The sequence below is a fragment of the Micromonospora sp. NPDC049903 genome, from assembly GCF_044460945.1.
Lineage (GTDB): Bacteria > Actinomycetota > Actinomycetes > Mycobacteriales > Micromonosporaceae > Micromonospora.
In genome coordinates this window covers 329109-353312 of the sequence record NZ_JBITKL010000002.1, presented here as the reverse complement: position 1 = coordinate 353312, position 24204 = coordinate 329109, and the positions used below count along the sequence as shown (strand labels likewise).

Here is a 24204-nt window from a genome sequence, read left to right as displayed (position 1 = left end):
GGCTTCCACCGGCCGTCCCGGGCGGCCGTCGCATGCCACCAGGTGATCGCTGCGGCTACCGTGGACGGGTGCGCGATCCCCACGTCTTGCGATCCGTTGCCGGCCAGCTCTCGCCCGCCCGCCGGGCCGACGACCTGCGTCGGCTACGGGCCGAGCGCTTCGACGTACTGGTCATCGGCGGTGGCGTGACCGGAGCCGGTGCGGCCGTCGACGCGGCCTCCCGTGGGCTGAAGGTGGCCCTGGTCGAGGCCCGCGACTTCGCGGCCGGCACGTCCAGCCGATCCAGCAAGCTGATCCACGGCGGCCTGCGCTACCTGGAGCAGTTGGAGTTCAACCTGGTGCACGAGGCGCTCACCGAGCGGGGGCTGCTGGCCACCCGGTTGGCGCCGCACCTGGTGCGTCCGGTGCCGATCCTGGTGCCGCTCCCCGCCGGGCAGGGCGTACGCGATCTTCCGGCCCGGGTGCTGCGCCGGGCGTACTACGGCGCCGGAGTGGCCGCGTACGACGTCTTCGCGGGTCTCTTCGGCGGCGGCCGGGGCATGCCGCTGCACCGGCACCTGAGTCGCGAGGGTGCCCGCCGGGTCTTCCCGAGCCTGCGCACCGAGGGACTGGCCGGTGCGATCCGCTACTACGACGGCCAGGTGGACGACGCCCGCCTGGTGGTGACGCTGGCCCGCACCGCGGCGAGCCTGGGCGCGACGGTGGTGAGCAGCGCCCGGGCGGTCGGGCTGATCCGGCAGGCCCGCGAGGTGACCGGGGTACGGGTCCGCGACCTGGAGGCACCGGCCGGGTCCCCGGAGGGCGAGTTCGAGGTACGCGCCCGCACCGTGATCGCCGCCACCGGCGTGTGGACCGACGACATGTCGCGGATGCTGGACGACGTCGGGCTGCGGCGCGGTATCCGGGTCCGGGCGTCCAAGGGGGTGCACCTGGTGGTGCCCCGCTCGGCGATCACCGGCGAGACCGGGCTGATCCTGCGTACCGCTCGCAGTGTGCTGTTCGTGATCCCCTGGGGCGGGCACTGGATCATCGGCACCACGGACACCGACTGGCGACTGGACCGCTCGCATCCGGCGGCCTCCGCCAGCGACATCGACTACCTGCTGCGGCAGGTGAACACGGTGCTGGACCGGCCGCTGACCACGGCCGACATCGAGGGCGTCTACGCCGGGCTGCGCCCGTTGCTGGCCGGTGAGGCGGACTCCACCTCGAAGCTGTCCCGGGAGCATGCCGTCATCGAGCCGATGCTCGGGTTGTTGCTGGTGGCCGGCGGCAAGTACACGACGTACCGGGTGATGGCGTCGGACGTGGTCGACCGGGCCGCCCACCGGCTCGGTACGCAACGCCCGTCACGGACCGCCGACCTGCCGTTGCTCGGCGCGGACGGATACGCGTCGATGTGGCGGGACCGGGCCGACCTGGCCCGTCGGCACGGGGTGCCGGTCGGGGTGGTTGAGCACCTGTTGGAACGCTACGGCAGCCTGACTCTGGACCTGCTCGCCCTGATCGACGCCGACCCGTTGCAGGCGTCCCCGCTGGCCGGCGCGCCGGAGTACCTCGCGGCGGAGGTGACCTACGCGGCCCGTGCCGAGGGTGCGCTGCACCTGGAGGACGTGCTCACCCGGCGTACCCGGATCTCCTTCGAGACCGCGCACCGGGGGCTGGAGTCGGCCGAGCACGCGGCCGAGCTGATGGGCGCGGTGCTGGGCTGGGACGCGGCCCGCCGGGAGCGCGAGGTGACGCACTACCGGGCGCGGGTGGAGGCGGAGCGGCAGTCCCAGTTGATGCCGGACGACGCGACCGCCGACGCCGCCCGGCTGGGCGCGCCGGACGTGCGCGGCTACCCGGCGGACCGTGGCGCCGACGACGGCGCGGCCGGGCTGCCGCGCTGACCGTGTCCATTCTGGAGATCGGGCGCGGTGGATGTCCGTCCGGACGGTTCCGTGCCCTACCTACGGTAAGGTAAGTTCCGCGCGTGATAGCGCAACCCTGGTCACGGCTCGTGTCCCTGCCCGTCACCATCCTGGTGATGGTCGCCCTGAGCGGATGCGCCCCGTTCGGCCAGCGCGCCGAACCGGAGACGTCGGCGAGCGGGTCGACCGCCGACCAGCCCGGTGCCGGCGGCGCCGCGACCAGCGGCCAGGGGCGGGTCAGCCTGTTGCAGAACCTCGGCAGCGACGGTCCGTTGCGCACCCTGAACGTGGCCCCCGACGGCCGGTGGGAGTGCATCGACTGTGCCGGCGACGGCGTCACCTCGACCGGCACGCTCAGCGAGGAGCACCGCGAGCGGTTGCAGCAGCTGCTCGCCGATCCGGGGCTGGCGAAGGAGACCGACGAGGCCCGGGGTTACCGGGTCACCTGCGTCGGCGCGTTGACGTCCAGCCTGCTCACCTCGGCGGGTCTGATCACCTCGCAGGACTGCCCCGGTGAGGAACGCCCCGAGGTGGCCGAGGAGATCCTGCTGCTGCTCACCCAGAACACCCCGGCCGAGATGGTCGGCTGAGGCCGCCCGCCCGGAGCACCTCGCCGGGAACGAGCATCGTGCCGCTCAGAGCACCTTGCCGGGATTGAGCAGCCCGGACGGGTCGAGTGCGTCCTTGATCGCCTGATGCACCCGGACGCCCACCGGCCCGATCTCGCGGGCCAGCCACTCCCGCTTGAGCAGCCCCACGCCGTGCTCACCGGTGCAGGTGCCGCCGAGTGCCAGGCCGAGCCGCATGATCTCGTCGAAGGCCCGCCGGCCCCGTTCCAGGCTGGCCGGATCGGCCCGGTCGACCACGATGTTGGGGTGCATGTTGCCGTCACCGGCGTGACCGACCACACCGATCGGCACCCGGCACTCGGCGGCGATCCGGGCGACCCCGTCGAGCAGCGCGGCCAGCGCCGCCCGGGGCACCGCCACGTCGTCGATGATCAGGCCGCCGTTGCCGCCCGGGTACGTGTCCGAGGCGTACTTTTCCATCGCCGGGTGGGCCAGGCGTCGGGCCTGTAGCAGGGCGGCGGCCTCCACCGCGTCGGTGGCCGTGTACACCTCGGCGGCACCGGCGTCCGTGCAGACGGCGGCCAACTCGGCCAGGTCCTCGGGGGCGCGGGGACCGGTGTCGACGGCGGCCAGCAGCAGCGCCTCGGCGTCGGTGCGCAGCCCCATCGGCCGGTACGCCTCGATCGCCACCAGGTGCGTGCGGTCGAGCAGTTCGAGCAGGCTGGGGGAGAGGCCACGGGCGGCCACGCGGGCCACCGCGTCGCCCGCCTCGGTGGTGGAGCCGAAGACCGCCACCAGGGTCAACGACTCCGCCGGGGCGGGCCGCAACGCCACGGTCACCTCGGTGATCACCCCGAGGGTGCCCTCGGAGCCGACGAAGAGCCGGGTGAGGTCGTACCCGGCCACCCCCTTGGCGGTACGCCGGCCGGTGCGCAGCACCTCGCCGGAGGCGAGCACCACCTCCAGGCCGAGCACGTACTCGGTGGTGACGCCGTACTTGACGCAGCACATGCCGCCCGCGTTGGTGGCGACGTTGCCGCCGATCGTGGAGGACTCCCAGGAGCCCGGGTCCGGCGGGTACCACAGGCCCTGCGCGGCCACGGCCGCGCTGAGCGCCGCGTTGACCACGCCGGGCTGGACCACTGCGATCCGGCTCACCGGGTCGATCTCCAGGATCGCGTCCATCGCCACGGTGCTCAGCACCACCGCACCCGCGACGGCGTTCGCCGCACCGGCCAGCCCGGTCCGCGCGCCCTGCGGCACCACCGGTACGCCGTGCCGCCCGGCCGCCTGGACCACGGCGGCCACCTCCTCGGTGCGGCGCGGCCGGACCACCGCCAGCGGCGTGCCGGACTCGCACAGGTCGGCCTCGTCCCGCTCGTGCCCGCGCAGCAGGTCAGGGTCGGTGAGGACCGCGTCCGGGCCGAGCGCGGCGCGGAGGTCGTCGAGGAGGCTGGCCATGGGGCCGAGGCTACGACCGGCCGATGGTGATCATCAACTTCGGGTCGCCGCCGGGTACCGTGGCTGCCGTGATCTACGTGGACCGGCCGGCCTGGCCGGCGCGGGGTCGTCTCTGGTCCCACCTGATCAGTGACGTCTCCGTCGCCGAGCTGCACGCCTTCGCCGAGACGCTTGGCGCTCCCCGGCGCGGCTTCGACCGGGACCACTACGACATCCCGGCGGAGCGCTTCGCGATGGCGGTCTGGCTCGGTGCGCAGGTGGTGCCGAGCCGCGAACTGGTCCGGCTACTGCGGGCCACCGGACTGCGCCGCCCCAAACACCTCGCCGCCCGGATCCCGGCCGGTCAGGGCGGTCAGTTCGCGGCTCAGGTTGGCCCGGGCCCGCGCCTGTCCGGCGTCGGCCAGCGGAGCTGACCGGAACAGCGCGGGCAGGGCGAGCAGGCCGGCGAGCACCCGGGCCCGACCGACCCGGTAGTCCGGCTCCGGCACGTGGGCGTACTCCCGGCGGATCGCGGCGGCGTACCTGTCGTACTCCGGCTCCGGTGCGGCCAGCACCGCCAGGTCGGCGTCGCAGAGCAGCACACCGTCGGCGTCCGCCGGGTCCACCGCGTGCCCGGCGGTGAGCAGGACCAACCGGCCGACCTCGGCAACCTCGGCGGCGGGCAGCCCGGCCCGGGTGAGCAGGACCTCGGCGAGCGCCGCGCTGTCGCGTTCGTTGCGGTCGCCGGGTGCCCGGGGGTCGTACACCGCGTCGTGGCACCAGGCGGCGAGCCGGACCAGGTCGGGTCGGGACGCGGCCGGTGCGTACCGGTCGACGACGTCCAGCACGGCGGTCAGGTGGTCGACGGTGTGGTAGTGGCGGTGCGGCTCCCGCCACCGGGCGAGCAGCTCGGCCCCGGCGTCGTCCACCGCCGTCGGCGTGGTCGCGCCCGCCGAGCGGGCGGCGGCACGCCAGCGTTCGATCAGCCCGGTCACCCGGACGAGTCTGCCGCACCGGGTGGGCGTCCCGTCCCCGGTGTTCCCGACGCACCGACCGTCACCCGACGGGAGGGTGCACCTAGTCGGCGAGGAATGTCCGGTCGTGCCGTGGGTAGTCGCGGCCATGGCGGTGGCCCGGGACCGACGATTGCGCCTGCTGCGCGGCAACCGCATGCGCGACGGCCTGTCGGACGTGGACACGCAGCGGATCGCGGAGACGGTCGCGCAACTGCACCACCGGGGCAAGGCGACCCTCAAGGACCGCCTGCACCGGGTGCGGATGTCGCTCGCCCTGGCCCTCCAGGCGGGTCTCGCGGCCGGGCTGGCCTGGGTGGCCGCGCACGAACTGCTGGGCAACCCGCAGCCGGTCTTCGCGCCGATCTCGGCGGTCGGCACCCTCGCCGTCTCGGTGGGCCAACGGTTCCGTCGGACCGCCGAGCTGATCATCGGGGTGGGTGTCGGGGTGTTCGTCGGCGACCTGCTGGTCTATTTCCTGGGCACCGGTCCGTGGCAGCTCGGACTGATCGTCACCTCGGCGATCCTGCTCACCATCTTCGCCGGGGGCAGCGTCGCCATCGTCATCCAGGCGGCGGCCACCGCGGTGCTGATCGCGACGCTCAGCCCGTCGGTCGAGGACCTGGAGATCCCCCGGTTCATCGACGCGCTCGTCGGCGGCAGCATCGCGTTGCTGGTCACCGCCGTCCTGCTGCCACTCAACCCGCTACGGGTGCTCAACCGCGCCGCCCGGCCGGCCCTGGACCTGCTCGCCGAGCAGCTCGACCACGCCGCCGACGGACTGCGCGACCGGGACCGCGACCGGATCCAGCAGGCGCTGGACCGGTTGCGGGACAACAAGGAGGAGCTGTCCGCACTCACCGAGGCGATCGAGGGCGCGAAGGAGACGGCCCTGCTCTCCCCGGCGCGCTGGCACCGGCGCAGCGAACTGACCCACTACGCCGAGGCGGCCGAGCCGATCGACCGGGCGATGCGCAACAGCGGCACGCTGATCCGGCGGGCCGTCACCCTGATCGAGGACGACGAACCGGTCCCGGGGCCGATGCCGGACGCGGTCGCGCACCTCGCCGAGTCGGTCCGCCTGCTCAAGAAGGAGTTCGCCCAGGGCGAGGAGCCCGAGCAGGCCCGGGAACGGTCGCTGCGCGCGGTCAGCGAGGCCGGCCGGGCGTACGCGGAGGGGGTCGGGTTCTCCGGCAGCGTGGTGGTCGCCCAGGTGCGTACCACCGCCAGCGACCTGATGGTGGCCTCGGGGATCAGCCAGGAGGAGGCGAACCGGCTGGTCCGGCAGTCCTTCGGTGAGCTGGACCGGCCCGGTGCTCCGGCCGGCCCGGAACCGGCCGCCAAGGCGCCCACCGCACCCCCGGTCGGCTGAGCCGGGGGCGTGGTGCCGATGCGCCGGGCCGGGTGGGCTCGGCATGACTACGCTGACCGCATGGCCGACACCCCGTCCGGCGGATACCTGCCGCCGTCGCCTCCCGTGCCCGGCGCGCCACCCGGTGGCCCCGGCGCGCCCGGCATGCCACGTCGCCGGTTCCGCTGGCGGCGGGCCCTGGTGCTGGCCGGGGTGATCCTGCTGATCGCCGTCGGCGCGATCTTCATCATCTTCACCATCGGTGCCAGCATCGGCACGGAGGCGTTGCTGGTCGGTACGGCCGCCGCGATCCTGCCGGTCCCGGTGCTGGTGGCCTGCTTCCTCTGGCTCGACCGGTACGAACCGGAGCCGTTGAAGTATCTGATCTTCTGCTTCGCCTGGGGCGCCTTCGTCTCCACGTCGATCTCGTTGCTGGTCAACGAGACGGCCGCCAACTGGTTCGACGACCAGGGACTGCCCGCCGGGCTGACCGCGGTACTGGTCGCACCGTTCATCGAGGAGCTGACCAAGACCCTCGGCCCGATCCTGCTGCTGATCTTCCGGCGGCGGGAGTGGTCGGGCATCACCGACGGACTGGTCTACTGCGGACTCTCCGCGATCGGCTTCGCGATGGTGGAGAACATCCTCTACCTGGGCGGCCTCGGGTACGCCTCCGGCGTCGAGCAGTACGGCCCGGCGACCGGCGCACAGCAGGTCATCGCCATCTTCATCGGCCGGATCCTGCTGTTCGGTTTCGCCCACCCGCTGTTCACCTCGTTGGCCGGTATCGGTCTCGGTATCGCCGCCCGGTCGGCCGACCGGCGGGTCCGCTTCTTCGCCCCGGTCGCCGGCCTGCTGCTGGCGATGATGCTGCACGGCGCGTGGAACCTGCTGCCGACGCTGGCCGAGGCCACCGGCGAGGTGCTGATCTCGGTGGTCGGCATCGTCGGGGTGATGGTGCCGATCTTCTTCGGCATGGTCGGCTTCGCGGTCTGGCTGCGGGCCTGGGAGGGTCGGCTCACCGAGCGGGTCCTGCCCGACTACGTCCGGGCCGGGTGGCTGACCCCGCCGGAGGTGGCGGCGCTGAGCAGTCTCGGGCGGCGGCACGCGGCCCGGGTGTGGGCGCAGCGCGTGGGTGGCGAGGCCGGGCTGCGGGCGATGCGCGGCTACCAGTTCGCGGCGACCCGGCTGGCGCTGCTGCGCGACGGCGCGACGCGGGGCCTGGACCGCCGGCCCGCCGACCGGGAACGGACGGCACGGGAGGAACGGGAGTTGTTGGACTCGATCAGCCTGTACCGGTCGTACTTCGTGGGCCGGGACCCGCAGACCCCGGTGGGTGTCTGGGACGGGCAGCGATACCACCTGCGCTTCCCGGACGGCTCACAGCGGGCGGTCGAGGCACCGGAGGAGCCGGTGGTGCCCATCCCGGTGGTGCTCGCGCCACCGCAGCCCCCGCCGCCGCCCGCCTATCCCGCCGGGTACGGCCCGTACGGCTGGCACGGGCAGCACCCGCCCGCGCACTGGCCGCCGGGCCACCGCTGAGCGGGCGGGCGCCTGTTCAGGCCATCAGGCTGGTCAGGAAGTCCCCGAGCCCCTGCGCCATCATCATCAGGGCCGCCCCGATCGACCGGAACATCTGGGCGGCGCCCTCCGGCCGGAAGGCCATGAAGTAGATCAGGAACGCGAGGCTGCCCCAGGCCAGCACCTTCTTCACGAATACCGGCATCGTCCCTCCCCAGGGCCGGTGGTGCGGCTGGCTTCCCGCCGGGGAGCGTGGCAAACGACGCGGACGGAGTCAGTGCCGTTCGGGGATGGTCGGGCAGCCCACGAGGGGCGCTGCCGTCGCCGGGTGTCTCGGTGCCACCGGGGTCACAGATAGAGCCCGGTGGCGTCCTCCTCGACCCGCTCGGCGGCCACCGCGTGCACGTCACGCTCGCGCAGCAGCACGTAGCCACGCCCGTGCAGCTCCACCTCCGAGCGGTCGTCCGGGTCGAAAAGCACCCGGTCACCGGAGACGATCGAGCGTACGTGCGGCCCGACTCCGACGGCGGTGGCCCAGGCCAGACGCTTGCCCACGGCTGCGGTGGCGGGGATGACGATGCCGGCGGTGGACCGGCGCTCGCCCTCGCTCCCGTCCACCCGCACCAGCACGCGGTCGTGCAGCAGCCGGATGGGCAGGCCGGAGTCGAGATTCGGGTCGGCTGTCACGCCGCAGACGCTACCGTGTCGCCTCCGACGCACCACCGGTGGTCACCCGGGTTGGGCAGCCGTCCGTGGGGGCAATGTGTGGCGGAAGTTTGCCCTACCGTGGAGCGGTCGGACGTATCCTGTCCGCCCCTGGCGCCCATGCGCGGGCCGAAATCTGCCTGGAGGTGCCCGTGAGCCGGTTCGAGCGGATCCGCAGCCGCGTGCGTCGCGCGTACGAGTCGGGTCGGGATTCGGTGCGTACCGCCCGGAACCGGCCACCGGACGTGCCGGAGCCGGCCGCCACGGCCTCACCGTCGCGGCCCGGTCCGGCCGCGACGTCGGCCGCCACCGTGGTCGACGAGGAGTCACCGGAGCCCGGGCCCGCCTCCACCTCCAGCCGCGACGACGCGGACGTGCCGCACGCGTTACGCATCGCCGCCGGCTGGTCCTGGCGGCTGATCGTGGTCGGCGTCGTGTTCTGGGCGCTGGTGAAGGTCGTCAGCACGATCAGCATCGTGATCATTCCGCTCGCCGTCGCCCTGCTGCTGTCGGCGTTGCTGGCCCCTGCCGTCGGGTGGCTGCTGCGGGCCCGGTTCCCGAGGTCGCTGGCGACGGCGGTGGTGCTGGTCGCCGGCCTGGCCGCGGTGATCGGCACGTTGACCCTGGTGGTCAACGAGTTCATCAAGGGCGTCCCGGAACTGGCCGCGAAGTCGACCCAGGGACTGCAACAGATCCAGGACTGGCTCAAGACCGGGCCGCTGCACCTGTCCGACAACGACCTCGACCGGTACATCGAGGAGATCCAGCAGTTCGTGAACAACAACACCGAGCGGTTCACCAGCGGCGCCCTCTCCACCGCCGCGACCCTGGCCGAGGTGCTGACCGGTACGGTCCTGGTGCTCTTCGCGGCGTTCTTCTTCCTCCGCGACGGCACCGTCATCTGGCGGTTCCTGGTCCGGCTGTTGCCGGTGGCGGCGCGGTGGAAGGTCGACGACGCCGGTCGGGCCTCCTGGGCGACCCTGGGCGCCTACGTCCGGGCCACCGTGCTGGTCGCCTTCATCGACGCCGTCGGCATCGGGATCTTCCTCGTCATCTTCGACATCCCGTTCGCGTTCCCGCTGGCCGCGCTGGTCTTCCTCGGCGCGTTCATCCCGATCGTCGGCGCCACGCTCTCCGGTGGCGTGGCGGTGCTGGTCGCGCTGGTCGACAGCGGTCCGGTGACCGCGTTGATCATTCTCGGCGTGGTGATCGGCGTGCAGCAGGTGGAGGGGCACATCCTCCAGCCGCTGATCATGGGCCGGGCGGTGGCCATCCACCCGCTCGCGGTGATCATCGGGTTGGCCGCCGGTGTGGTGCTCGCCGGGATCACCGGCGCCCTCGTCGCCGTGCCGCTGATCGCGGTGCTCAACACGGCGGTACGCCGCCTCGCCGCACGCCGCGTGCCGGACACCCCGCCGGACGCGGTGGTCGTCGCCTCCCGCGCCCCCTGACCGACGGTGGCCGGGCCCTGCCCGGCTCGGCTTGGGTCCGCGGCCTGGCCCAGCCTTGCCCGGCGCGGTCGAGCCGACGTCAGTCGGCGGCGAGCCGGGTCAGCGCGCCCTGGACCACCTCACGCCGGGTCGTGTACCAGAACGGCGGCAGTGAACGGCGCAGGAACGGCCCGTAGCCACGGGCGGTCTCCAGCCGGGAGTCGAGCACCGCCACCACGCCCCGGTCACCGGTGGCCCGGATCAGTCGCCCGACCCCCTGGGCCAGGCGTACCGCCGCGATCGGAACGCTGACGGCGGCGAAACCAGAGCCGCCCTGGGCGTCCACCGCCGCCGCCCGCGCGGCGGCCAGCGGCTCGTCCGGCCGGGGGAAGGGCAGCCGGTCGATCACCACCAACTGGCACGCGTCACCGGGCACGTCCACTCCCTGCCACAGCGACATCACCCCGAACAGGCAGCTCGACCGCTCCTCTCGGAACCTGCGCACCAGCAGCGGCAGCGCCTCCTCGCCCTGGAGCAGCACGGGCAGGTCGGTGCGCGCCCGCAGCAACTCCGCCGCCTGCTGCGCGGCCCGCCGGGAGGAGAACAGCCCGAGCGTACGGCCGCCCAGCGCGGTGACCAGTGAGAGCAACTCCTCCCCGGCGGCGTCCGGGAGCCCGGAGACACCGGGCCGGGGCAGGTGCGCGGCCACATAGAGGATGCCCTGGCGGGGGTAGTCGAAGGGGGAGCCGACGTCCAGCGACCGCCAGCCCGCGCCGGAGTCGGTCGCCGCCTCGGCCGTGGACCCGGCGGGATCGCCGCCCGATCCGGTGTCGACCGGCGTCGCGCCGCCCGACGCCGTCCGGGGCCGACGGGTGGTGTCGGCGAGCGCGGCGGCGGCCGGCGTCGGCGGGGCGGGCGGCGGCGCGTCCAGCCCCAGGGCCCGGGCCACGGTGTCGAAGCGCCCGCCCAGGGCCAGGGTCGCCGACGTGGCCACCACGGTCCGCTCGTCGTACAGGTGGGTGGCGAGCGTGCCGGCGACCGAGAGGGGCGCGACGACCAGCGCCCGCCGCCCGCTGTTGTCGTTGCGCTCCACCCACGCCACGTCGTGCTCCGCCTCGTCCAGCAGCCGCTGGGCGGTGGTGGAGAGTTCGTCCAGCACGGACTTGGCCTGCTGCTTGCGTACCGGGTCGGGGTCGTCGGCCTTGATGTCGCCGATGCTGTCCAGTGCTGCCCGGGTCGCCGCGTCGAGCAGCGTGCAGGCTTCGCGCAGCGGGTCGGGCAGTCCACCGGTGATCCGCCCGACCGGTGCCTCGGCCAGCCCGACCGCGAGGGCGTCACCGGACGCGGTCAGCGCCTCGGCGGTCTCCGGCCGCAGCAACGGGCGGGCCCGCCGGGCGGACCGGTCGATCATCTCCGGAGTCAGCTCGGCCTGGGCCGCCGAGGAGACCCGGTCGGCCAGCTCGTGCGCCTCGTCCACGACGAGCAGCTTGTGCGGCGGGACGATGTGCCGTCCGGCGAGCATGTCCACGGCGAGCAGGCTGTGGTTGGTCACCACGATGTCGGCCTCCCGGGCGCGGGCCCGGGACGCCTCCGCGAAGCACTCCGCGCCGTACGGGCAGCGGCTCGCGCCGACGCACTCCCGGGCCGGCATGGAGACCAGCCGCCAGGCCTGGTCGTCGACGCCCGGGTCGAGTTCGTCCCGGTCGCCGGTGTCGGTCTCCATGGCCCAGTCCCGCAGGCGCTGGATCTGCTTGCCGAGCCGACCGGCCTCGCCCAGCCACTTGGTGCCGCCGCTGGGGCGCTCGGTCGGTGCGTCGAAGAGGGTGTCCTCCGGCTCGTCCTCGTTGGAGTTCTCCAGGCGGGCCATGCAGAGGTAGTGGTGGCGGCCCTTGAGCACGGCGAAGGTCGGCCGCCGGCCGAGCACCGGCTCGACCGCGTCGGCCAGTCGCGGCAGGTCGTGCTCGACCAGTTGGGACTGCAACGCCAGGGTGGCGGTGGAGACCACCACCGGACCGTCGACGGTCAGCGCCGGTGCCAGGTAGGCCAGCGACTTGCCGGTCCCGGTGCCGGCCTGCACCAGCAGGTGGTCGCCGGAGGAGACGCATTCCTCGATGGCCGTGGCCATCTGCTGCTGACCGGGACGGGCCGCGCCGCCGGGCACCGCGCCGACCGCGGCGGCGAGCAGGTCGGCACCGCCGGGCCGGTCACCTCGACGGTGGGCCTTGGCGCGGGCGGAGCCGGTGGCGGTACGGGGCGGAGTCACCGTGGCACGGTACCCGCCGGGGCGGACGCGGACCGTACCGAGCGGCCGTGTTGCGGTGTCACGGTGCGGCAGATATCTCCCCGTCGTCCGGTAACTTCCTGACGGCGACGGGTGGGCGGAATCGGTTAGGGTGCGACTCATGCCGAGCGACGTGGTCCGCGTGATCTACCGCAAGTACGACGGCAGCGCCCACCGCGACTACCCGGCCCGCCGGCTGACCGAGGACGACCTCGGCGTCTGGCTCGGCGTGTCGGCCGGCACCAGCTCCGTCTACCACGGCCGCCCGTCGGTCGAGCAGATCCCGTTCGTGTTGCTCGTGCCGCACCACGCCTGGTGGACCGGCATGTTCAACCCGCCCCCGCGCACCAGCGAGGTCTACTGCGACATCACCAGCCCGGCCCGCTGGGAGGGCGAGGACACGGTGCACCTGATCGACCTGGACCTGGACGTGGTCCGGCGTCGGGAGACCGGCCTGGTCGAGCTGCGTGACGAGGACGAGTTCGCCGAGCACCGGGCCCGCTTCGGCTACCCCGACGACCTGGTGGTGGAGGCCGAGGCGGCGGCACGGTGGCTGCTCGGTGCCCTGGGTGACGGCACCGAGCCGTTCGCCTCCGCGTACCGCAAATGGTTGGCCTTGGTGGTCTGAGCCCGGCTCGCGTCGGCGTCGCCGCGCGCCACCACCGTCGCCGCGCGATGATGCTGCGATGGGCTACGAGGGAACTGACGTGGTGGCGCCGGTCGGCGGCGCGGTACGCGACCTGCTCCGGGTGCCGCCCGGAGGGCCGGTCGACCTCGGGGCGATCGATTCGCGTGCGACGCCCGGGCTGCCCGGCCCGGAGGTGACCGGGCCGGACCGCAAGGGCTGGGCCCGCCGGCAGGTCAGGTGGGTCGGCGACGGGTTGGCCCGCCAGCAGGAGATGCTGTTCGCCGGTGCGAAGGCCGACCCGGGGTCGGGACGGCGGGTGCTGCTGGTCCTCCAGGCGATGGACTGCGGTGGCAAGGACGGCACGGTCAAGCGGGTGGTCGGCGCGATGAACCCGCTCGGCGTGCACATCCGGGCGTTCGGGCCGCCGACCGCCGAGGAGCTACGGCACCATTTCCTGTGGCGAATCCGACAGGCGCTGCCGCCCGCAGGTCATCTGGGGGTGTTCAACCGCTCGCACTACGAGGACATCCTGGTGCCCCGGGTGCAGGAGCGCGCGCCGGAGGAGGTCTGGCGGCCCCGGTACGCCGAGATCGACGACTTCGAGCGGGAGTTGACCGACGGCGGGACGGCGATCGTCAAGGTCTTCCTGCACATCTCGCACACCGAGCAGGCGCGCCGGCTGCTGGCCCGGCTGGACGACCCGACGAAGCACTGGAAGTACCACCCCTCCGACGTCGACGCCCGCGCCCGCTGGGACGACTACCAGGCCGCGTACGCGGAGCTGCTCGGTCGGTGCGGCAGTGACGCCGCGCCCTGGTACGCGGTGCCGGCGGACCGGAAGTGGTATCGGGACTGGGCGGTGGCGCACCTGCTGCGTGAGACGTTCGACACCCTCTCGCTCGGGTATCCGCCCGCGGATTTCGACATCGCGGGTGAACGGGAGCGGTTGTTGAGCACAGCGGGTCTGCTGAAGGTGAACGGAAGTTGAACGAGCGGTGAATGGCACCTGGCCAGGGGTGGGCCGACGAAGGACCGCTCGGGGGGTTCCCTAGCATTCCCTCAGCAGGGCGCCGGACGGCGGCTGCACCCCTACCACCGACACGACGAGGTCCGTGCTGTGAGGTTTTCATTCCGCCCCAACGAGGGCGCCTTCTACGAGCTCTTCACCAGGGCTGCGCAGAACCTGGTCCGGGGTACCGCGCTGCTGAACGAGCTGGCCCTGCCCGATGTCGAGGTGCAGTCGGTCAGCGAACGGCTCACCGAGGTCGAGCACGACAGTGACCAGATCACCCACGAGTTGTTCAAGAAGATCAACTCGACCTTCGTCACTCCGTTCGACCGGGAGGACATCTACCGGTTGGGGTCGCTGCTGGACGACGTGATGGACCACCTGGAGGCGGTCGGCAACCTGCTCTACCTGTACGGGCTGACCAAGCTGCCCTCGCTGCCCCGGGAGATGCACGAGCTGGTGCACGTCCTCGACCAGCAGGCCAAGTTGACCGCCGAGGCGATGCCCCGGCTGAAGTCGATGAAGGACCTGGAGGACTACTGGATCGAGATCAACCGCCTGGAGAACGACGGCGACCAGGCGTACCGGATGCTGCTGGTGCGGCTCTTCTCCGGCGAGTACGACGCCTTGACCGTGCTCAAGATGAAGGAGGTCGCCGACGAGCTGGAGGCCGCGTGCGACGCCTTCGAGCACGTGGCGAACACCGTCGAGACCATCGCGGTCAAGGAGTCCTGATCCTGTGAGTCCCGAGCTCATCGCGGTGCTTGCGGTGATCGGGGTGGCCCTGGTGTTCGACTACACCAACGGCTTCCACGATGCCGCCAACGCGATCGCGACCAGCATCTCCACCCGGGCGCTCACACCCCGGGTCGCGCTCGCCATGGCGGCGGTCGGCAACTTCATCGGCGCCCACTTCGGCGCCGAGGTCGCCAAGACCGTCGGCAGCGGGCTGGTGGCTCTGCCCACCGGTGTGTCCAGCCTCGGTATCGTTTTCGCCGGTGTCATCGGCGCGATCACCTGGAACATCATCACCTGGTATTTCGGGCTGCCGTCGTCCTCCTCGCACGCCCTGATCGGTGGCCTGGTCGGCTCGACCGTGGCGGCCTCCGGCACCGTGCTCTGGTCGGGCATCGGCGAGAACGTGATCATCCCGATGATCCTGTCGCCGATGGTCGGCTTCATCCTCGGCTACATCGCGATGATCGCCGTGCAGTGGATCTTCCGCAAGGGTCACCCGGGCAAGCTGAACCGGGGCTTCCGCTGGGCGCAGACCGCCTCGGCGGCGGCCATGTCGGTCGGCCACGGCATGCAGGACGCCGCCAAGACCATCGGCATCGTGGTGCTCGCCCTCTTCGTCGGTGGCTACCAGGAGGACGCCACCTACATCCCGGAGTGGGCGTTCTGGACCTCGGCCGCCGTGCTGGCCGCCGGCACGTACGCCGGTGGTTGGCGGATCATCCGTACCCTCGGGCGGAAGATCATCGACCTGCGTCCGCCGGAGGGCTTCGCGGCCGAGACCGTGGCCAGCGGCGTGCTCTACTTCAACGCGCTGGTGCTCGGCGCGCCCATCTCGACCACCCACACGATCACCTCGGCGATCATGGGCGTCGGGGCGACCAAGCGGCTCTCCGCCGTGCGGTGGGGCGTGGCCGGCAACATCGTCGGCGCCTGGATCCTGACCTTCCCGGCGGCCGGCTCGATCGGCGCGCTGATGTACTTCGTCGTGCGCCCCCTGTTCAGCTGAGGTGAAAGGAAGGGTCCCCTGCTAACGCCTCGCGCATAGCAGGGGACCCTTCCTAACATCGCTCAGAGGTAGGAGACGCCGATCTGCGCGCGGACGTCGTCCAGCAGGGTCATTATCTCCAGGGTCGCCGAGTGCGGCACCAGCGGGCTCTCGGTCAGCCCCTCGGCCAAGCAGCGCTGCACCTCGATCGCCTCGTACTGGTAGCCGTTGCCGACCAGCTCCGCGCTGATCGTCTCGGCCGGCGAGTCCGCCCGGTGCAGGACGAAGCCGTCCGGCCGGAAGAACGGATCGGGCAGCTCGATCCGCCCGGTGGTGCCGATGATCGAGGCGGTGAGCCCGGTCGCCCCGACCATGCCGCAGCTCAGCGTGGCGACGGCCCCGGAGTCGTACCCGAGGACGATGCCGGTGTTCTCGTCCGTGCCCTCCGGGCCCAGCTTCGCCCACGACCGGACGTGCTGCGGCACGCCGAGGATCAGGTGGGCCAGGCTCACCGGGTAGACGCCCAGGTCCAGCAGCGCACCCCCGCCAAGCGCCCGGGCCCGCATCCGGTGCTCGGGCGGGAACGGCCCGGCCACGCCGAAGTCGGCGCGTACGCCGGTGACCGTGCCGATCGCCCCCTCGGCGATCAACTCGCAGGCGCGCAGGATGAGCGGGTTGCACCGCATCCACATGGCCTCCATCAGGAAGACGCCACCCGCGCGCGCGGTCTGGACCAGCTCGGTGCTGGTGGCCAGATCGAGCGTGAACGGCTTCTCCACCAGCGCCGGCTTGCCGGCGGCCAGGCAGGTGCGTGCCGCCTCGTAGTGCGCGGCGTGCGGGGTGGCGACGTAGATCGCGTCCACCTCGGGGTCTGCGGCCAGATCGTCCCAGGTGCCGTGCGCTCGGGTCACGCCGTGACGTTCGGCGAAGCGCTCGGCGCTCTCGGCGGTCCGTGAGCCGACCGCGACGAGTTCCGCGCCCGGCACCAGGCGGAGGTCTTCGGCGAAGCGAGCGGCGATGTGGCCGGTGGCCAGGATGCCCCAACGAGTCATGGCGTGACGCTACCGAAGATCACCTCCGGGCGGCACCGCTGATCCACCGCTCGGGACATCGCTCTAAGCTCGGCGTATGACCCTGGATCGTGGTTATCCCGCGCCGCCCGCGCTGGTGGAGCACGCCCGCCGGTTCCAGGCGTCGGGCGGGGTTCCCGCGGTTCCCCGGACGGCCGCCACCGTGCTGCTGCTGCGCCCGGCCGACGAGGGCTTCGAGGTCTACCTGATCCGCCGGGTCGCGGCGATGGCCTTCGGCGGCATGTACGCCTTCCCCGGCGGCGGCGTCGACCCCTCGGACTCGACCGCACACCTCGACTGGGCGGGGCCCGAGCCGGCCGACTGGGGCGTACGGCTCGGTGTGCCGCCGCAGGCCGCGCAGGCGGTGGTCTGCGCGGCGGCCCGCGAGGTGTTCGAGGAGGCCGGGGTGCTGCTCGCCGGCCCGGACACGGGACGGGTGGTCGGCGACGTCAGCGACGACGGCTGGGAGGCCGCCCGGGTCGACCTGGAGCAGCGGCGTACCGGCTTCGCCGAGTTGCTGGCCGCGCGGGACCTGACGCTCCGCTCCGATCTGCTGCTGCCGTGGAGCCGCTGGGTGACTCCGGACTTCGAGCCGCGCCGCTTCGACACGTACTTCTTCGTCGCGCTGCTGCCCGAGGGACAGCGGACCCGGGAGGTCTCCGGCGAGGCCGACCACGCCCTCTGGATCCGTCCTGCGGACGCCTGCCGACGGGCTGCGGCCGGTGAGTTGACGATGCTGCCGCCGACCCAGGTCACACTCGCCGAGGTGGCCGCCTGCGACGACCTGGCAGCGGTGGCGCGAGCGGCGGCGGCCCGGGACGCGGCCACCCCGATCACGCCGGTGCTGGACCTCTCCGACGAGGTCGATCCCCGCTTCTATCTGGGCGACCCGCCGACGCACTGACCCGCCTCAGCCCAGGTGGTAGTTGACGTGGGCGGACCAGCGGGCGAACCCGGTCCGCTCGTAGAGCGCCACCGCGCCGGTGTTGGACTCGTCGACGTAGAGCATCACCCGGTCCAGACCGCGCTGCTCCCGCAGGTACGCCAGCCCCGCCGTGGTCAGCGCCCGACCGAGACCGCCGCCGTGTGCGGACGGGTCCACCCCGAGTACGTACACCTCGCCGATGCGCGCCGAGCCTTCTCGCTCGTGCACCTTCGTCCAGTGGAAGCCGAGCAGCCGACCGGTCGCCGATTCGACGGCGAGCAGGAAACCGGCCGGATCGAACCACGGCTCGTCGAGGCGTACCCGCAGGTCGTCGGCGCTCCACCGGCCCTGCTCGGGATGGTCGGCGAAGGCCCGCGCGTTCAGGGTCAGCCAGGCGTCGTCGTCCTGGCCGGGGCGGAACGCACGCAGTTCCACCCCGTCGGGCAGGCGTGGCGGGTCCAGTGCGGTCAGCGGTCGACGCAGTTGCCAGAGCACCCGGGCGCGGCGGAAGCCGAGGTCCACCGCGAGCGCGGCGGCCGACGGGTGGTCGCCGTGTGCCCAGGCGCGCAGCGGCCCGGGTGCGGCGGCGACCACCGCCCGGGCCAGCGCCCGACCGATGCCGCGTCGCCGGTACGCCGGGTGCACCACGAGTTCCGCCCCGATCCCGCTGCCCGGGTCGCCGGTGTCCAGGTGGGCGTACCCGGTGAGGGTGCCGTCGTCGCGGGTCAGCAGGTGTATCGCGGGTGCCCGCTCGTCGCGCAGCCGGAGCAGGACGTGTTCGTCCAGCGGGTCCGCGCCGTCGGAGTCGCCCGCCGCCCGGGCCAGCGCCAGTACCTCGGCGATCTCCGTCGGCCCGAGCCGCTCGGTGCGGTGGACCTGGTCGCCGGTCGATCGAGTGCCGCTCATCCCGTCACCGTATCCGGGTCACCGGCGGCATCGCGGCGGTGGGCGGGACGACGCCGGTCAGAAGCCGTGACGCGGCAACGCCTGTACGTCGAGCCGGCCGCTCAGTTCGGGCAGGATGCGGTACAGGGCGTCCACTGTGCCCTGTCGGTCGCCTCCGGCATCGTGCAGCAGGACGATCGAACCGGGCTGCACCCCGTCGAGCACCGACGCGGCGATCCGGGTCGCGCCGGGCCGCTGCCAGTCGGAGGTGTCCAGCGTCCAGTGCAGCGGCGTCATGCCGAGTTCCCGGGCGGTGGCGACCAGGGAGTACGTCCAGGCGCCGCCGGGCTGGCGGTACCAGGCGATCGGGGCGTCCGGCACGGCGGCGCGGATCGCCTCACTGGTCCGCAGCAGATCGTTGCGGATCTGTTCCGGTGACCGCGCGCCCAGCGTCACGTCGTGGTCCCAGCTGTGATTGCACAGCGTGTGGCCGTCGGCCACGATCTGCTGGACGAGCCACGGGTACGCCTGGACGTTCTGGCCCACCAGGCAGAAGGTCGCGGTGACCCGGTGCTCCCGCAGCAGGGCGAGCACCTGGGGCGTGTAGTCCGGGTTCGGCCCGTCGTCGAAGGTGAGGGCGACGGTGCCGGTGCCGGTGGTGACCCGGGTGCCCATCGGGCCGAAGTTGGGGTCCTGGTTCTCGCCGTGGTCCGGGTCGTGCGGGACGCCGCTGGGCGGGACGGAGCTGGGTGTGCCGGTGGGTGCGGGGGAGTCCGCCGAGGGCGGGACCTGGTCGGCGTACTCGGGGTGCTCGGCACCGGTCGCGGTGACCGCGGAGTCGTTGCGCGGCTCCTCGGGCAGCAGGTTGCGCCCGAGCAGGTACGCCGAACCGAGCACCGCGGACACCACGAGCGCGATGATGCCGACCGCCTGTGCCGCGCCCACCGGTCGTCGTGCCGAGCTCCCGTAATACGTGCCCACCGCAGCCCCTTTTGCTGGTCGACTCGGCAGTCACCATAAGGCCGGCAAGTCGACCAAAAGGGGCGTATAGGGATTTAGCCCTCGACGGTGAGGGGGCGCAGCGCCAGGGCCGCGTGCTCGGTGGCCTCGGCCAGTGCCCGGTTCGACGGCACGACGAACTTGTAGCCCACCTGGCGCACGGTGCCGATCATCGACTCGTACTCGGAGCCGAGCTTGGCCCGCAGGCGGCGAACGTGCACGTCCACCGTTCGGGTGCCGCCGAAGTAGTCGTAGCCCCAGACCTCGCGCAGCAACTGGTCGCGGGTGAACACCCGGCCCGGGTGCTGGGCCAGGAACTTCAGCAGCTCGAACTCCTTGTAGGTGAGGTCGAGCGGGCGACCCTTCAGCTTGGCGGCGTAGGTGTCCGGATCGATCATCAGCTCGCCGGCCCGGATCGAGCCGCCGGCGCCGGCCGTGGCGTTGCTCAACCGGCCGACCGCGAGCCGCAGTCGGGCCTCCACCTCGGCCGGGCCGGCGGAGGCGAGGATGACGTCGTCCACGCCCCAGTCGGCGTTGAGCGCGATCAGGCCGGCCTCGGTGACGACCGCGACCAGCGGTACGCCCAGCCCGGTGGCGTGCAGCATGCGGCAGGTCGCCCGCGCCTCGCTCAGCTCGGAGCGGGCGTCGACGAGTACGGCGTCCGGGCTCGGGCCGGCGACCAGGGTGCGGACGTCGCGCGGTGCGGTGCGAACCGAGTGCGGCAGCAGGTCGAGTGCCGGCAGCACTGCGGATGGTTCGCCTGCCCGTGCGGTCACCAGCAGCAGGATCTCCACGATCACCTCCGTCCCGGCGGCCGGTGTGGCCGCACGCGACCAGCGGCACTCAGGACGAGTGGGCGCTGGGAACTTCCGTGGGTCCCGGCGTCGCTGACGGGCGGGTTTCGGCTTGAGACTAGCCGATGGCCCGGCTTGGACCTTGTCACGGTTTCCTGTTTGCACCTTCTGCCCCTGATCGCGGCCCAGGTTTTAACGTCGCGGAAACCGTGGCACCCGAGTTGTGCATATGGTCTGGCACGATCGGTGGGTGTTTCCCTCCAACTCGCCCGAGACCGACCGCGACCCGTGGGCGGACGACGCGCCCTCCGGTGAGGGCTCGGCACCGCGTACCGGTCCGGCCGTCGAGACCGAGGAGCGGGGCCGCTCCCGGGGCCCGCGACGGCTGCGCCGTGGCGGCTCGCCCCGGCGTGCCGACGACGCGCTCGACGAGGAGGAGGACGAGGACGAGGAACCACCGGTCGAGGTCCCCAAGAAGCTCTCCCTCGCCGTCGGCGGGTTCGCCGCGCTGCTCGGCGTCGGTCTGATCGTCGGCGCGCAGACCTCCGGGCCCGGCGACCGGGTGCCCTTCGCCATCGTGGTGTTCCTCGTCCAGGTGCTGTTCGTGCTGGCCTGGACGGTGGTGAACCGGCCGCCGGCCTCCGCGGTGGTGATCGGTGCCGGCGTGCTGGCCGCCGCCGTGGCCGACACCGTGGCCATCCGCACGGCCGAACCTCGCCTCCTGCCGCTGTTCTACGTCGCGGTCGGCGGGGTGCTCGTCGCGGTGCTCGGCCAGTTGGTCCGGCGGGTGGACCGGGTGCGGGTGACCGACTCGGTGCGGACCACCGCGACCATCGTGCTCGGCCCGGTCGCCTTCGCCACGCTCATCGTGCTCACCCGGGTTCCCGCCGGCACCCAGGCGATCGCGGTCTGCCTCGCGGCGAGCGCGGTCGCGCTCACCGTCGCCCGGCTGACCGACGCCGTCGCGGCCTGGCCCCGACTCGCGCCCCAGGTGCCGCGCGGGGCCGCCGGGGTGGTCGGTGGCGCCATGGTGGGTACGCTCGTGAGCGCGTTGCTCGGCGGCTATCTGGTCACCCCGTTCACCCCGACCCGGGCCGCGATCATCGGCCTGGTCACCGCAGTCGTCGCCGTGCTGGCCGACCTGGCCTCCGGGTACGCCGCGGCGGGTCGACTGATGGCGGGCGAGCTGCCCGACGCGTGGGCGGCCCGGCACGTGCAGGGGCCGCTCGCCGGCTTCGCGATGGCCGCCCCGGCCGCGTACCTGATGTGCCGACTGGTGTTGTAGCCGGCCGCTGCGGCGGGCGGTTGAGGGATCCGGACATCGGGTAACACCGGTGCGCCGCCGGGCGTACCGGTGATTCGACCGGTGTCGACGCGACAGGACAGGAGAAGGCGTGGAGCACGAGCAGACCTATGGACGGCGACCGCGGCGACGGGGGCGCAAGGTACTGATCGGCTTCGTCGTCCTGCTGCTCGTACTCGTCGGGCTGATCGCGATCGCCGACCGGGTCGCGGCGAACGTGGCCGAACGCACCATCGCCGACGAGGTCCGCCAGCAGGTGGCCCAGCAGGGTGCGCAGTCCTCTCCGCCCGAGGTCGAGCTGGGCGGGTTCCCCTTCCTCACCCAGGTGCTCGACGGCCGGTACGAGCGGATCACCATCCGGCTGCGCGACGTACAGGGCTCGGTGCAGGGTGACGCGGTCGCGCTGCCCAGCCTGGACGTGGACGCCCGCAACGTGCGCGCCTCGCTGGACACGTTGCGCACCGGCCAGGGCGAGGTGGTGGCCGAGACGGTCAACGGGACCGGCACGATCAGCTACCAGAGTCTGGCCGCGCTGCTCGACCGCGAGGGCCTGACCCTCGGTGAGCAGGACGGGAAGCTCGCCGTGACCGCCCCGCTGGACGTCCTCGGCCAGCGGCTCACCGTCACCGGCATCGCCGAGATCGTCGTCGGTGAGCAGGGGCAGATCGCGCTCCGCTTCGAGGACCTGGACGCCGAGGGGCTGCCCAACGTCGCGATCGCCCGCACTCTGCTGAACAATTTCGCCCGCAGCATCTCGGTCGACGTACCCCTGCCGGAGCTGCCGTTCCAGCTCACCGTCCGGGAGGTCGTGCCGAGGCCGGAGGGGCTGACGGTGACCGCGGACGCACGGGACGTACCGATCAACTCGGTCGGCTGACCCCGGCGCCGACGTCCCGGATGCTGGTCGGCCCGGTGGAGATTCATGAGATCGCTGGTAGGCTCCCTGGTCATGGGGACGCTCCTCACCAAACGGCGCGCGGTCGACCTGTGCCGCGTGGCCACCTGCCTGTGTCGCCCCGTCATCTGACGGCGGGGCTGTTTCGGGCCGCCTAGCGGCCTAAGGCACTCGGGGTACGCGTACCTGATCCCGGTGCACCCCACCGGACGCCCGGCAGCGGCGCCGTCGCACGAATCCCGTGATCCGTTCCTAGCTATGGGTCCCGCGCGTGGTGCGACTCCTTCATCACAGCGATCTCCGCGCGCTGGCTCACCATCCATCCTCACCAGGGAGTGATCTGATGAGTCGCGACACCGCACTCGTCTCGGCCGAGTGGGCCGAGAAGAACCTCGACGCTCCGGGCGTCGTCTTCGTCGAGGTCGACGAGGACACCTCGGCCTACGCCACCGGTCACATCGCCGGTGCGATCAAGCTCGACTGGAAGACCGACCTGCAGGACCCGGTCCGCCGGGACTTCGTCAACAAGGCCCAGTTCGAGGCGCTGCTCTCCGAGCGCGGCATCAGCAACGACGACGTCGTCGTCCTGTACGGCGGCAACAACAACTGGTTCGCCGCGTACGCGTACTGGTACTTCAAGCTCTACGGCCACGGCGACGTCAAGCTGCTCGACGGCGGTCGCAAGAAGTGGGAGCTGGACGGCCGTCCGCTGGTCCGCGACGAGGTGACCCGCTCCGCGACGCAGTACGTCGCGCAGGAGCCGGACACCAGCATCCGGGCCTTCCGCGACGAGGTCGTCGCCGCGATCGGCACCAAGAACCTGGTCGACGTGCGCAGCCCCGACGAGTTCGCCGGCCGCCTGCTCGCCCCCGCTCACCTGCCGCAGGAGCAGGCCCAGCGGGGTGGCCACATCCCCACCGCGATCAGCGTGCCGTGGTCGAAGGCGGCCAACGAGGACGGCACCTTCAAGTCCGACGACGAGCTGCGCAAGATCTACGGCGAGGCCGGGCTGGACGACGGCAAGGAGACCATCGCGTACTGCCGGATCGGCGAGCGCTCCTCGCACACCTGGTTCGTGCTCCAGGAGCTGCTCGGCCACCGCAACGTGAAGAACTACGACGGATCCTGGACCGAGTACGGCTCGCTGGTCGGTGTGCCGGTGGCACTCGGCGACGAGCCTGGGGAGGCCTGAGATGACCGCTCCGACCGCCGCCGGTTGCGCCGCACCGGATCAGGCCGCGCCGTTGCCGGCCGGCATCGACCTGGAGAAGGAAACCGTCATCACCGGCGTCGTCCGCGCCGCCGAGGGTGACCCGGTGCCGGGTGCCTACGTCCGGCTGCTCGACTCGACCGGCGAGTTCACCGCCGAGGTGGTGACCTCTCCGGCCGGTCAGTTCCGGTTCTTCGCCGCTCCCGGCAACTGGACCCTGCGGGCCCTGTCCCGGCACGGCAACGGCGACACCGCCGTGACCGCAGGCCGAGGCGTCACCGAGGTGACCGTCACGGTCACCGACTGACCCACGCTCTGATCGGCCTCGTGGCCCGCGTCCCCCGTACCACCGGGGGACCCGGGCCACGAGCCGTCTGCGCCCTTCCGCGACGCGGTACGTCAGCCGACCTTGCGGCGGGCCTTGGCACCCCACTTGGCGGCGGTCACCAGCAGGGCACCGAGCCCCAGCAGGATGCTGCCGAGCAGGCCGACGGTGGCGGTGGAGGCGCCGGTCAGCGGGAGGTCCTGGTTCGCGGACAT

24 protein-coding genes and 3 pseudogenes are annotated in these 24204 nt (G+C 72.6%); 16 read left to right on the top strand and 11 right to left on the bottom strand.

Annotated elements, in window-relative coordinates; genetic code table 11:
- Positions 1–32: 32 nt before the first annotated feature.
- Positions 33–1892: a glycerol-3-phosphate dehydrogenase/oxidase gene (locus tag ACIBO1_RS06450; protein WP_396741991.1), complete on the top strand. Its 1860-nt coding sequence runs from the start codon at positions 33–35 to the stop codon at positions 1890–1892.
- 110 nt (positions 1893–2002) lie between these two features.
- Positions 2003–2503: a hypothetical protein gene (locus ACIBO1_RS06445; protein ID WP_396741989.1), complete on the top strand. Its 501-nt coding sequence runs from the start codon at positions 2003–2005 to the stop codon at positions 2501–2503.
- A 45-nt stretch (positions 2504–2548) separates the two neighbouring features.
- Here the strand turns inward: ACIBO1_RS06445 and ACIBO1_RS06440 are convergent, their stop codons facing one another.
- Entirely contained in the window at positions 2549–3943 is a 1395-nt protein-coding gene (locus ACIBO1_RS06440; RefSeq protein ID WP_396741987.1) for an FAD-binding oxidoreductase, read from the bottom strand.
- Positions 3944–3966: 23 nt separating this feature from the next.
- On the opposite strand from ACIBO1_RS06440, the pseudogene ACIBO1_RS06435 reads away from it, so the two are divergent.
- Positions 3967–4179: pseudogene (locus ACIBO1_RS06435) on the top strand (DUF4031 domain-containing protein); the annotation flags it as partial.
- Between the two features lie 48 nt (positions 4180–4227).
- On the opposite strand, the gene ACIBO1_RS06430 reads toward ACIBO1_RS06435, so the two are convergent.
- A complete protein-coding gene (locus tag ACIBO1_RS06430) occupies positions 4228–4917 on the bottom strand; it encodes a metal-dependent phosphohydrolase (RefSeq protein ID WP_396741985.1) in 690 nt (229 codons plus the stop codon).
- 175 nt (positions 4918–5092) lie between these two features.
- Here ACIBO1_RS06430 and ACIBO1_RS06425 point away from each other — a divergent pair, with 175 nt between their 5' ends.
- Both ACIBO1_RS06425 and ACIBO1_RS06420 read left to right on the top strand, forming a co-directional pair.
- Positions 5093–6307, top strand: coding sequence for an aromatic acid exporter family protein (locus tag ACIBO1_RS06425; protein WP_396742457.1), 1215 nt, complete (start codon positions 5093–5095; stop codon positions 6305–6307).
- Positions 6308–6325: 18 nt separating this feature from the next.
- Positions 6326–7828 (top strand): PrsW family intramembrane metalloprotease, encoded by a 1503-nt coding sequence (locus ACIBO1_RS06420; RefSeq protein ID WP_396741983.1) that lies wholly within the window; start codon positions 6326–6328, stop codon positions 7826–7828.
- A gap of 16 nt (positions 7829–7844) precedes the next feature.
- Here the strand turns inward: ACIBO1_RS06420 and ACIBO1_RS06415 are convergent, their stop codons facing one another.
- Both ACIBO1_RS06415 and ACIBO1_RS06410 read right to left on the bottom strand, forming a co-directional pair.
- A complete protein-coding gene (locus ACIBO1_RS06415) occupies positions 7845–8012 on the bottom strand; it encodes a hypothetical protein (RefSeq protein ID WP_162854396.1) in 168 nt (55 codons plus the stop codon).
- Between the two features lie 143 nt (positions 8013–8155).
- A complete protein-coding gene (locus ACIBO1_RS06410; protein ID WP_396741981.1) occupies positions 8156–8494 on the bottom strand; it encodes a GroES family chaperonin in 339 nt (112 codons plus the stop codon).
- Positions 8495–8664: 170 nt separating this feature from the next.
- On the opposite strand from ACIBO1_RS06410, the gene ACIBO1_RS06405 reads away from it, so the two are divergent.
- Entirely contained in the window at positions 8665–9963 is a 1299-nt protein-coding gene (locus tag ACIBO1_RS06405) for an AI-2E family transporter (protein WP_396741979.1), read from the top strand.
- A gap of 79 nt (positions 9964–10042) precedes the next feature.
- Here the strand turns inward: ACIBO1_RS06405 and ACIBO1_RS06400 are convergent.
- Both ACIBO1_RS06400 and ACIBO1_RS06395 read right to left on the bottom strand, forming a co-directional pair.
- Positions 10043–10720: pseudogene (locus tag ACIBO1_RS06400) on the bottom strand (ATP-dependent DNA helicase); the annotation flags it as partial.
- Positions 10721–10843: 123 nt separating this feature from the next.
- A pseudogene (locus tag ACIBO1_RS06395) lies at positions 10844–12277 on the bottom strand (ATP-dependent DNA helicase); the annotation flags it as partial.
- Between the two features lie 67 nt (positions 12278–12344).
- On the opposite strand from ACIBO1_RS06395, the gene ACIBO1_RS06390 reads away from it, so the two are divergent.
- From ACIBO1_RS06390 to ACIBO1_RS06375, 4 genes are all read left to right on the top strand, one after another.
- Positions 12345–12851: a DUF402 domain-containing protein gene (locus tag ACIBO1_RS06390; protein ID WP_350699314.1), complete on the top strand. Its 507-nt coding sequence runs from the start codon at positions 12345–12347 to the stop codon at positions 12849–12851.
- Between the two features lie 58 nt (positions 12852–12909).
- The gene (locus ACIBO1_RS06385) at positions 12910–13839 is read left to right on the top strand and encodes a PPK2 family polyphosphate kinase (RefSeq protein WP_396741977.1); all 930 of its coding nucleotides are present in this window, start codon (positions 12910–12912) and stop codon (positions 13837–13839) included.
- 129 nt (positions 13840–13968) lie between these two features.
- Positions 13969–14595 (top strand): DUF47 family protein, encoded by a 627-nt coding sequence (locus tag ACIBO1_RS06380; protein WP_350699318.1) that lies wholly within the window; start codon positions 13969–13971, stop codon positions 14593–14595.
- Between the two features lie 4 nt (positions 14596–14599).
- On the top strand, positions 14600–15604 hold the full coding sequence (locus tag ACIBO1_RS06375) for an anion permease (RefSeq protein WP_396741975.1): 1005 nt from the start codon (positions 14600–14602) through the stop codon (positions 15602–15604).
- 62 nt (positions 15605–15666) lie between these two features.
- Here ACIBO1_RS06375 and ACIBO1_RS06370 read toward each other — a convergent pair whose 3' ends face one another.
- Positions 15667–16635, bottom strand: coding sequence for a Gfo/Idh/MocA family protein (locus tag ACIBO1_RS06370; RefSeq protein ID WP_396741973.1), 969 nt, complete (start codon positions 16633–16635; stop codon positions 15667–15669).
- A gap of 76 nt (positions 16636–16711) precedes the next feature.
- On the opposite strand from ACIBO1_RS06370, the gene ACIBO1_RS06365 reads away from it, so the two are divergent.
- Entirely contained in the window at positions 16712–17557 is an 846-nt protein-coding gene (locus tag ACIBO1_RS06365; protein ID WP_396741971.1) for an NUDIX hydrolase, read from the top strand.
- 6 nt (positions 17558–17563) lie between these two features.
- On the opposite strand, the gene mshD is transcribed toward ACIBO1_RS06365, so the two are convergent.
- From mshD to ACIBO1_RS06350, 3 genes are all read right to left on the bottom strand, one after another.
- Positions 17564–18484, bottom strand: coding sequence for a mycothiol synthase (mshD, locus tag ACIBO1_RS06360; RefSeq protein ID WP_396741969.1), 921 nt, complete (start codon positions 18482–18484; stop codon positions 17564–17566).
- Between the two features lie 57 nt (positions 18485–18541).
- Positions 18542–19408 carry a polysaccharide deacetylase family protein gene (locus ACIBO1_RS06355; protein ID WP_396741967.1) on the bottom strand — a complete coding sequence of 289 codons (867 nt, stop codon included), beginning with the start codon at positions 19406–19408 and terminating at the stop codon, positions 18542–18544.
- Positions 19409–19518: 110 nt separating this feature from the next.
- Entirely contained in the window at positions 19519–20256 is a 738-nt protein-coding gene (locus tag ACIBO1_RS06350) for a response regulator transcription factor (RefSeq protein ID WP_350699330.1), read from the bottom strand.
- A gap of 250 nt (positions 20257–20506) precedes the next feature.
- Between ACIBO1_RS06350 and ACIBO1_RS06345 the strand changes: the two genes are divergently transcribed.
- The 5 genes from ACIBO1_RS06345 to ACIBO1_RS06325 all read left to right on the top strand — a co-directional run bounded on the left by ACIBO1_RS06345 (position 20507) and on the right by ACIBO1_RS06325 (position 23971).
- Positions 20507–21541: a hypothetical protein gene (locus ACIBO1_RS06345; RefSeq protein WP_396741965.1), complete on the top strand. Its 1035-nt coding sequence runs from the start codon at positions 20507–20509 to the stop codon at positions 21539–21541.
- Positions 21542–21650: 109 nt separating this feature from the next.
- Positions 21651–22436 (top strand): DUF2993 domain-containing protein, encoded by a 786-nt coding sequence (locus tag ACIBO1_RS06340; protein ID WP_396741963.1) that lies wholly within the window; start codon positions 21651–21653, stop codon positions 22434–22436.
- Between the two features lie 45 nt (positions 22437–22481).
- The gene (locus ACIBO1_RS06335) at positions 22482–22586 is read left to right on the top strand and encodes an Ms5788A family Cys-rich leader peptide (protein WP_396741961.1); all 105 of its coding nucleotides are present in this window, start codon (positions 22482–22484) and stop codon (positions 22584–22586) included.
- Positions 22587–22797: 211 nt separating this feature from the next.
- Positions 22798–23646 (top strand): sulfurtransferase, encoded by an 849-nt coding sequence (locus ACIBO1_RS06330; RefSeq protein WP_350699335.1) that lies wholly within the window; start codon positions 22798–22800, stop codon positions 23644–23646.
- Between the two features lies 1 nt (position 23647).
- Positions 23648–23971 (top strand): DUF1416 domain-containing protein, encoded by a 324-nt coding sequence (locus tag ACIBO1_RS06325; protein ID WP_350699336.1) that lies wholly within the window; start codon positions 23648–23650, stop codon positions 23969–23971.
- Between the two features lie 92 nt (positions 23972–24063).
- On the opposite strand, the gene ACIBO1_RS06320 is transcribed toward ACIBO1_RS06325, so the two are convergent.
- Positions 24064–24204: a hypothetical protein gene (locus ACIBO1_RS06320; protein ID WP_162854347.1), complete on the bottom strand. Its 141-nt coding sequence runs from the start codon at positions 24202–24204 to the stop codon at positions 24064–24066.

Excerpts from the sequence above, each read along its gene's own strand:
- ACIBO1_RS06450 (WP_396741991.1), top strand. The coding sequence starts at position 33 with ATGCCACCAGGTGATCGCTGCGGCTACCGTGGACGGGTGCGCGATCCC.
- ACIBO1_RS06440 (WP_396741987.1), bottom strand. The coding sequence starts at position 3,943 with ATGGCCAGCCTCCTCGACGACCTCCGCGCCGCGCTCGGCCCGGACGCG.
- ACIBO1_RS06425 (WP_396742457.1), top strand. The coding sequence starts at position 5,093 with ATGCGCGACGGCCTGTCGGACGTGGACACGCAGCGGATCGCGGAGACG.
- ACIBO1_RS06420 (WP_396741983.1), top strand. The coding sequence starts at position 6,326 with ATGCGCCGGGCCGGGTGGGCTCGGCATGACTACGCTGACCGCATGGCC.
- ACIBO1_RS06415 (WP_162854396.1), bottom strand. The coding sequence starts at position 8,012 with ATGCCGGTATTCGTGAAGAAGGTGCTGGCCTGGGGCAGCCTCGCGTTC.
- ACIBO1_RS06390 (WP_350699314.1), top strand. The coding sequence starts at position 12,345 with ATGCCGAGCGACGTGGTCCGCGTGATCTACCGCAAGTACGACGGCAGC.
- ACIBO1_RS06385 (WP_396741977.1), top strand. The coding sequence starts at position 12,910 with ATGGGCTACGAGGGAACTGACGTGGTGGCGCCGGTCGGCGGCGCGGTA.
- ACIBO1_RS06370 (WP_396741973.1), bottom strand. The coding sequence starts at position 16,635 with ATGACTCGTTGGGGCATCCTGGCCACCGGCCACATCGCCGCTCGCTTC.
- ACIBO1_RS06365 (WP_396741971.1), top strand. The coding sequence starts at position 16,712 with ATGACCCTGGATCGTGGTTATCCCGCGCCGCCCGCGCTGGTGGAGCAC.
- mshD (WP_396741969.1), bottom strand. The coding sequence starts at position 18,484 with ATGAGCGGCACTCGATCGACCGGCGACCAGGTCCACCGCACCGAGCGG.
- ACIBO1_RS06335 (WP_396741961.1), top strand. The coding sequence starts at position 22,482 with ATGAGATCGCTGGTAGGCTCCCTGGTCATGGGGACGCTCCTCACCAAA.
- ACIBO1_RS06330 (WP_350699335.1), top strand. The coding sequence starts at position 22,798 with ATGAGTCGCGACACCGCACTCGTCTCGGCCGAGTGGGCCGAGAAGAAC.
- ACIBO1_RS06325 (WP_350699336.1), top strand. The coding sequence starts at position 23,648 with ATGACCGCTCCGACCGCCGCCGGTTGCGCCGCACCGGATCAGGCCGCG.
- ACIBO1_RS06320 (WP_162854347.1), bottom strand. The coding sequence starts at position 24,204 with ATGTCCGCGAACCAGGACCTCCCGCTGACCGGCGCCTCCACCGCCACC.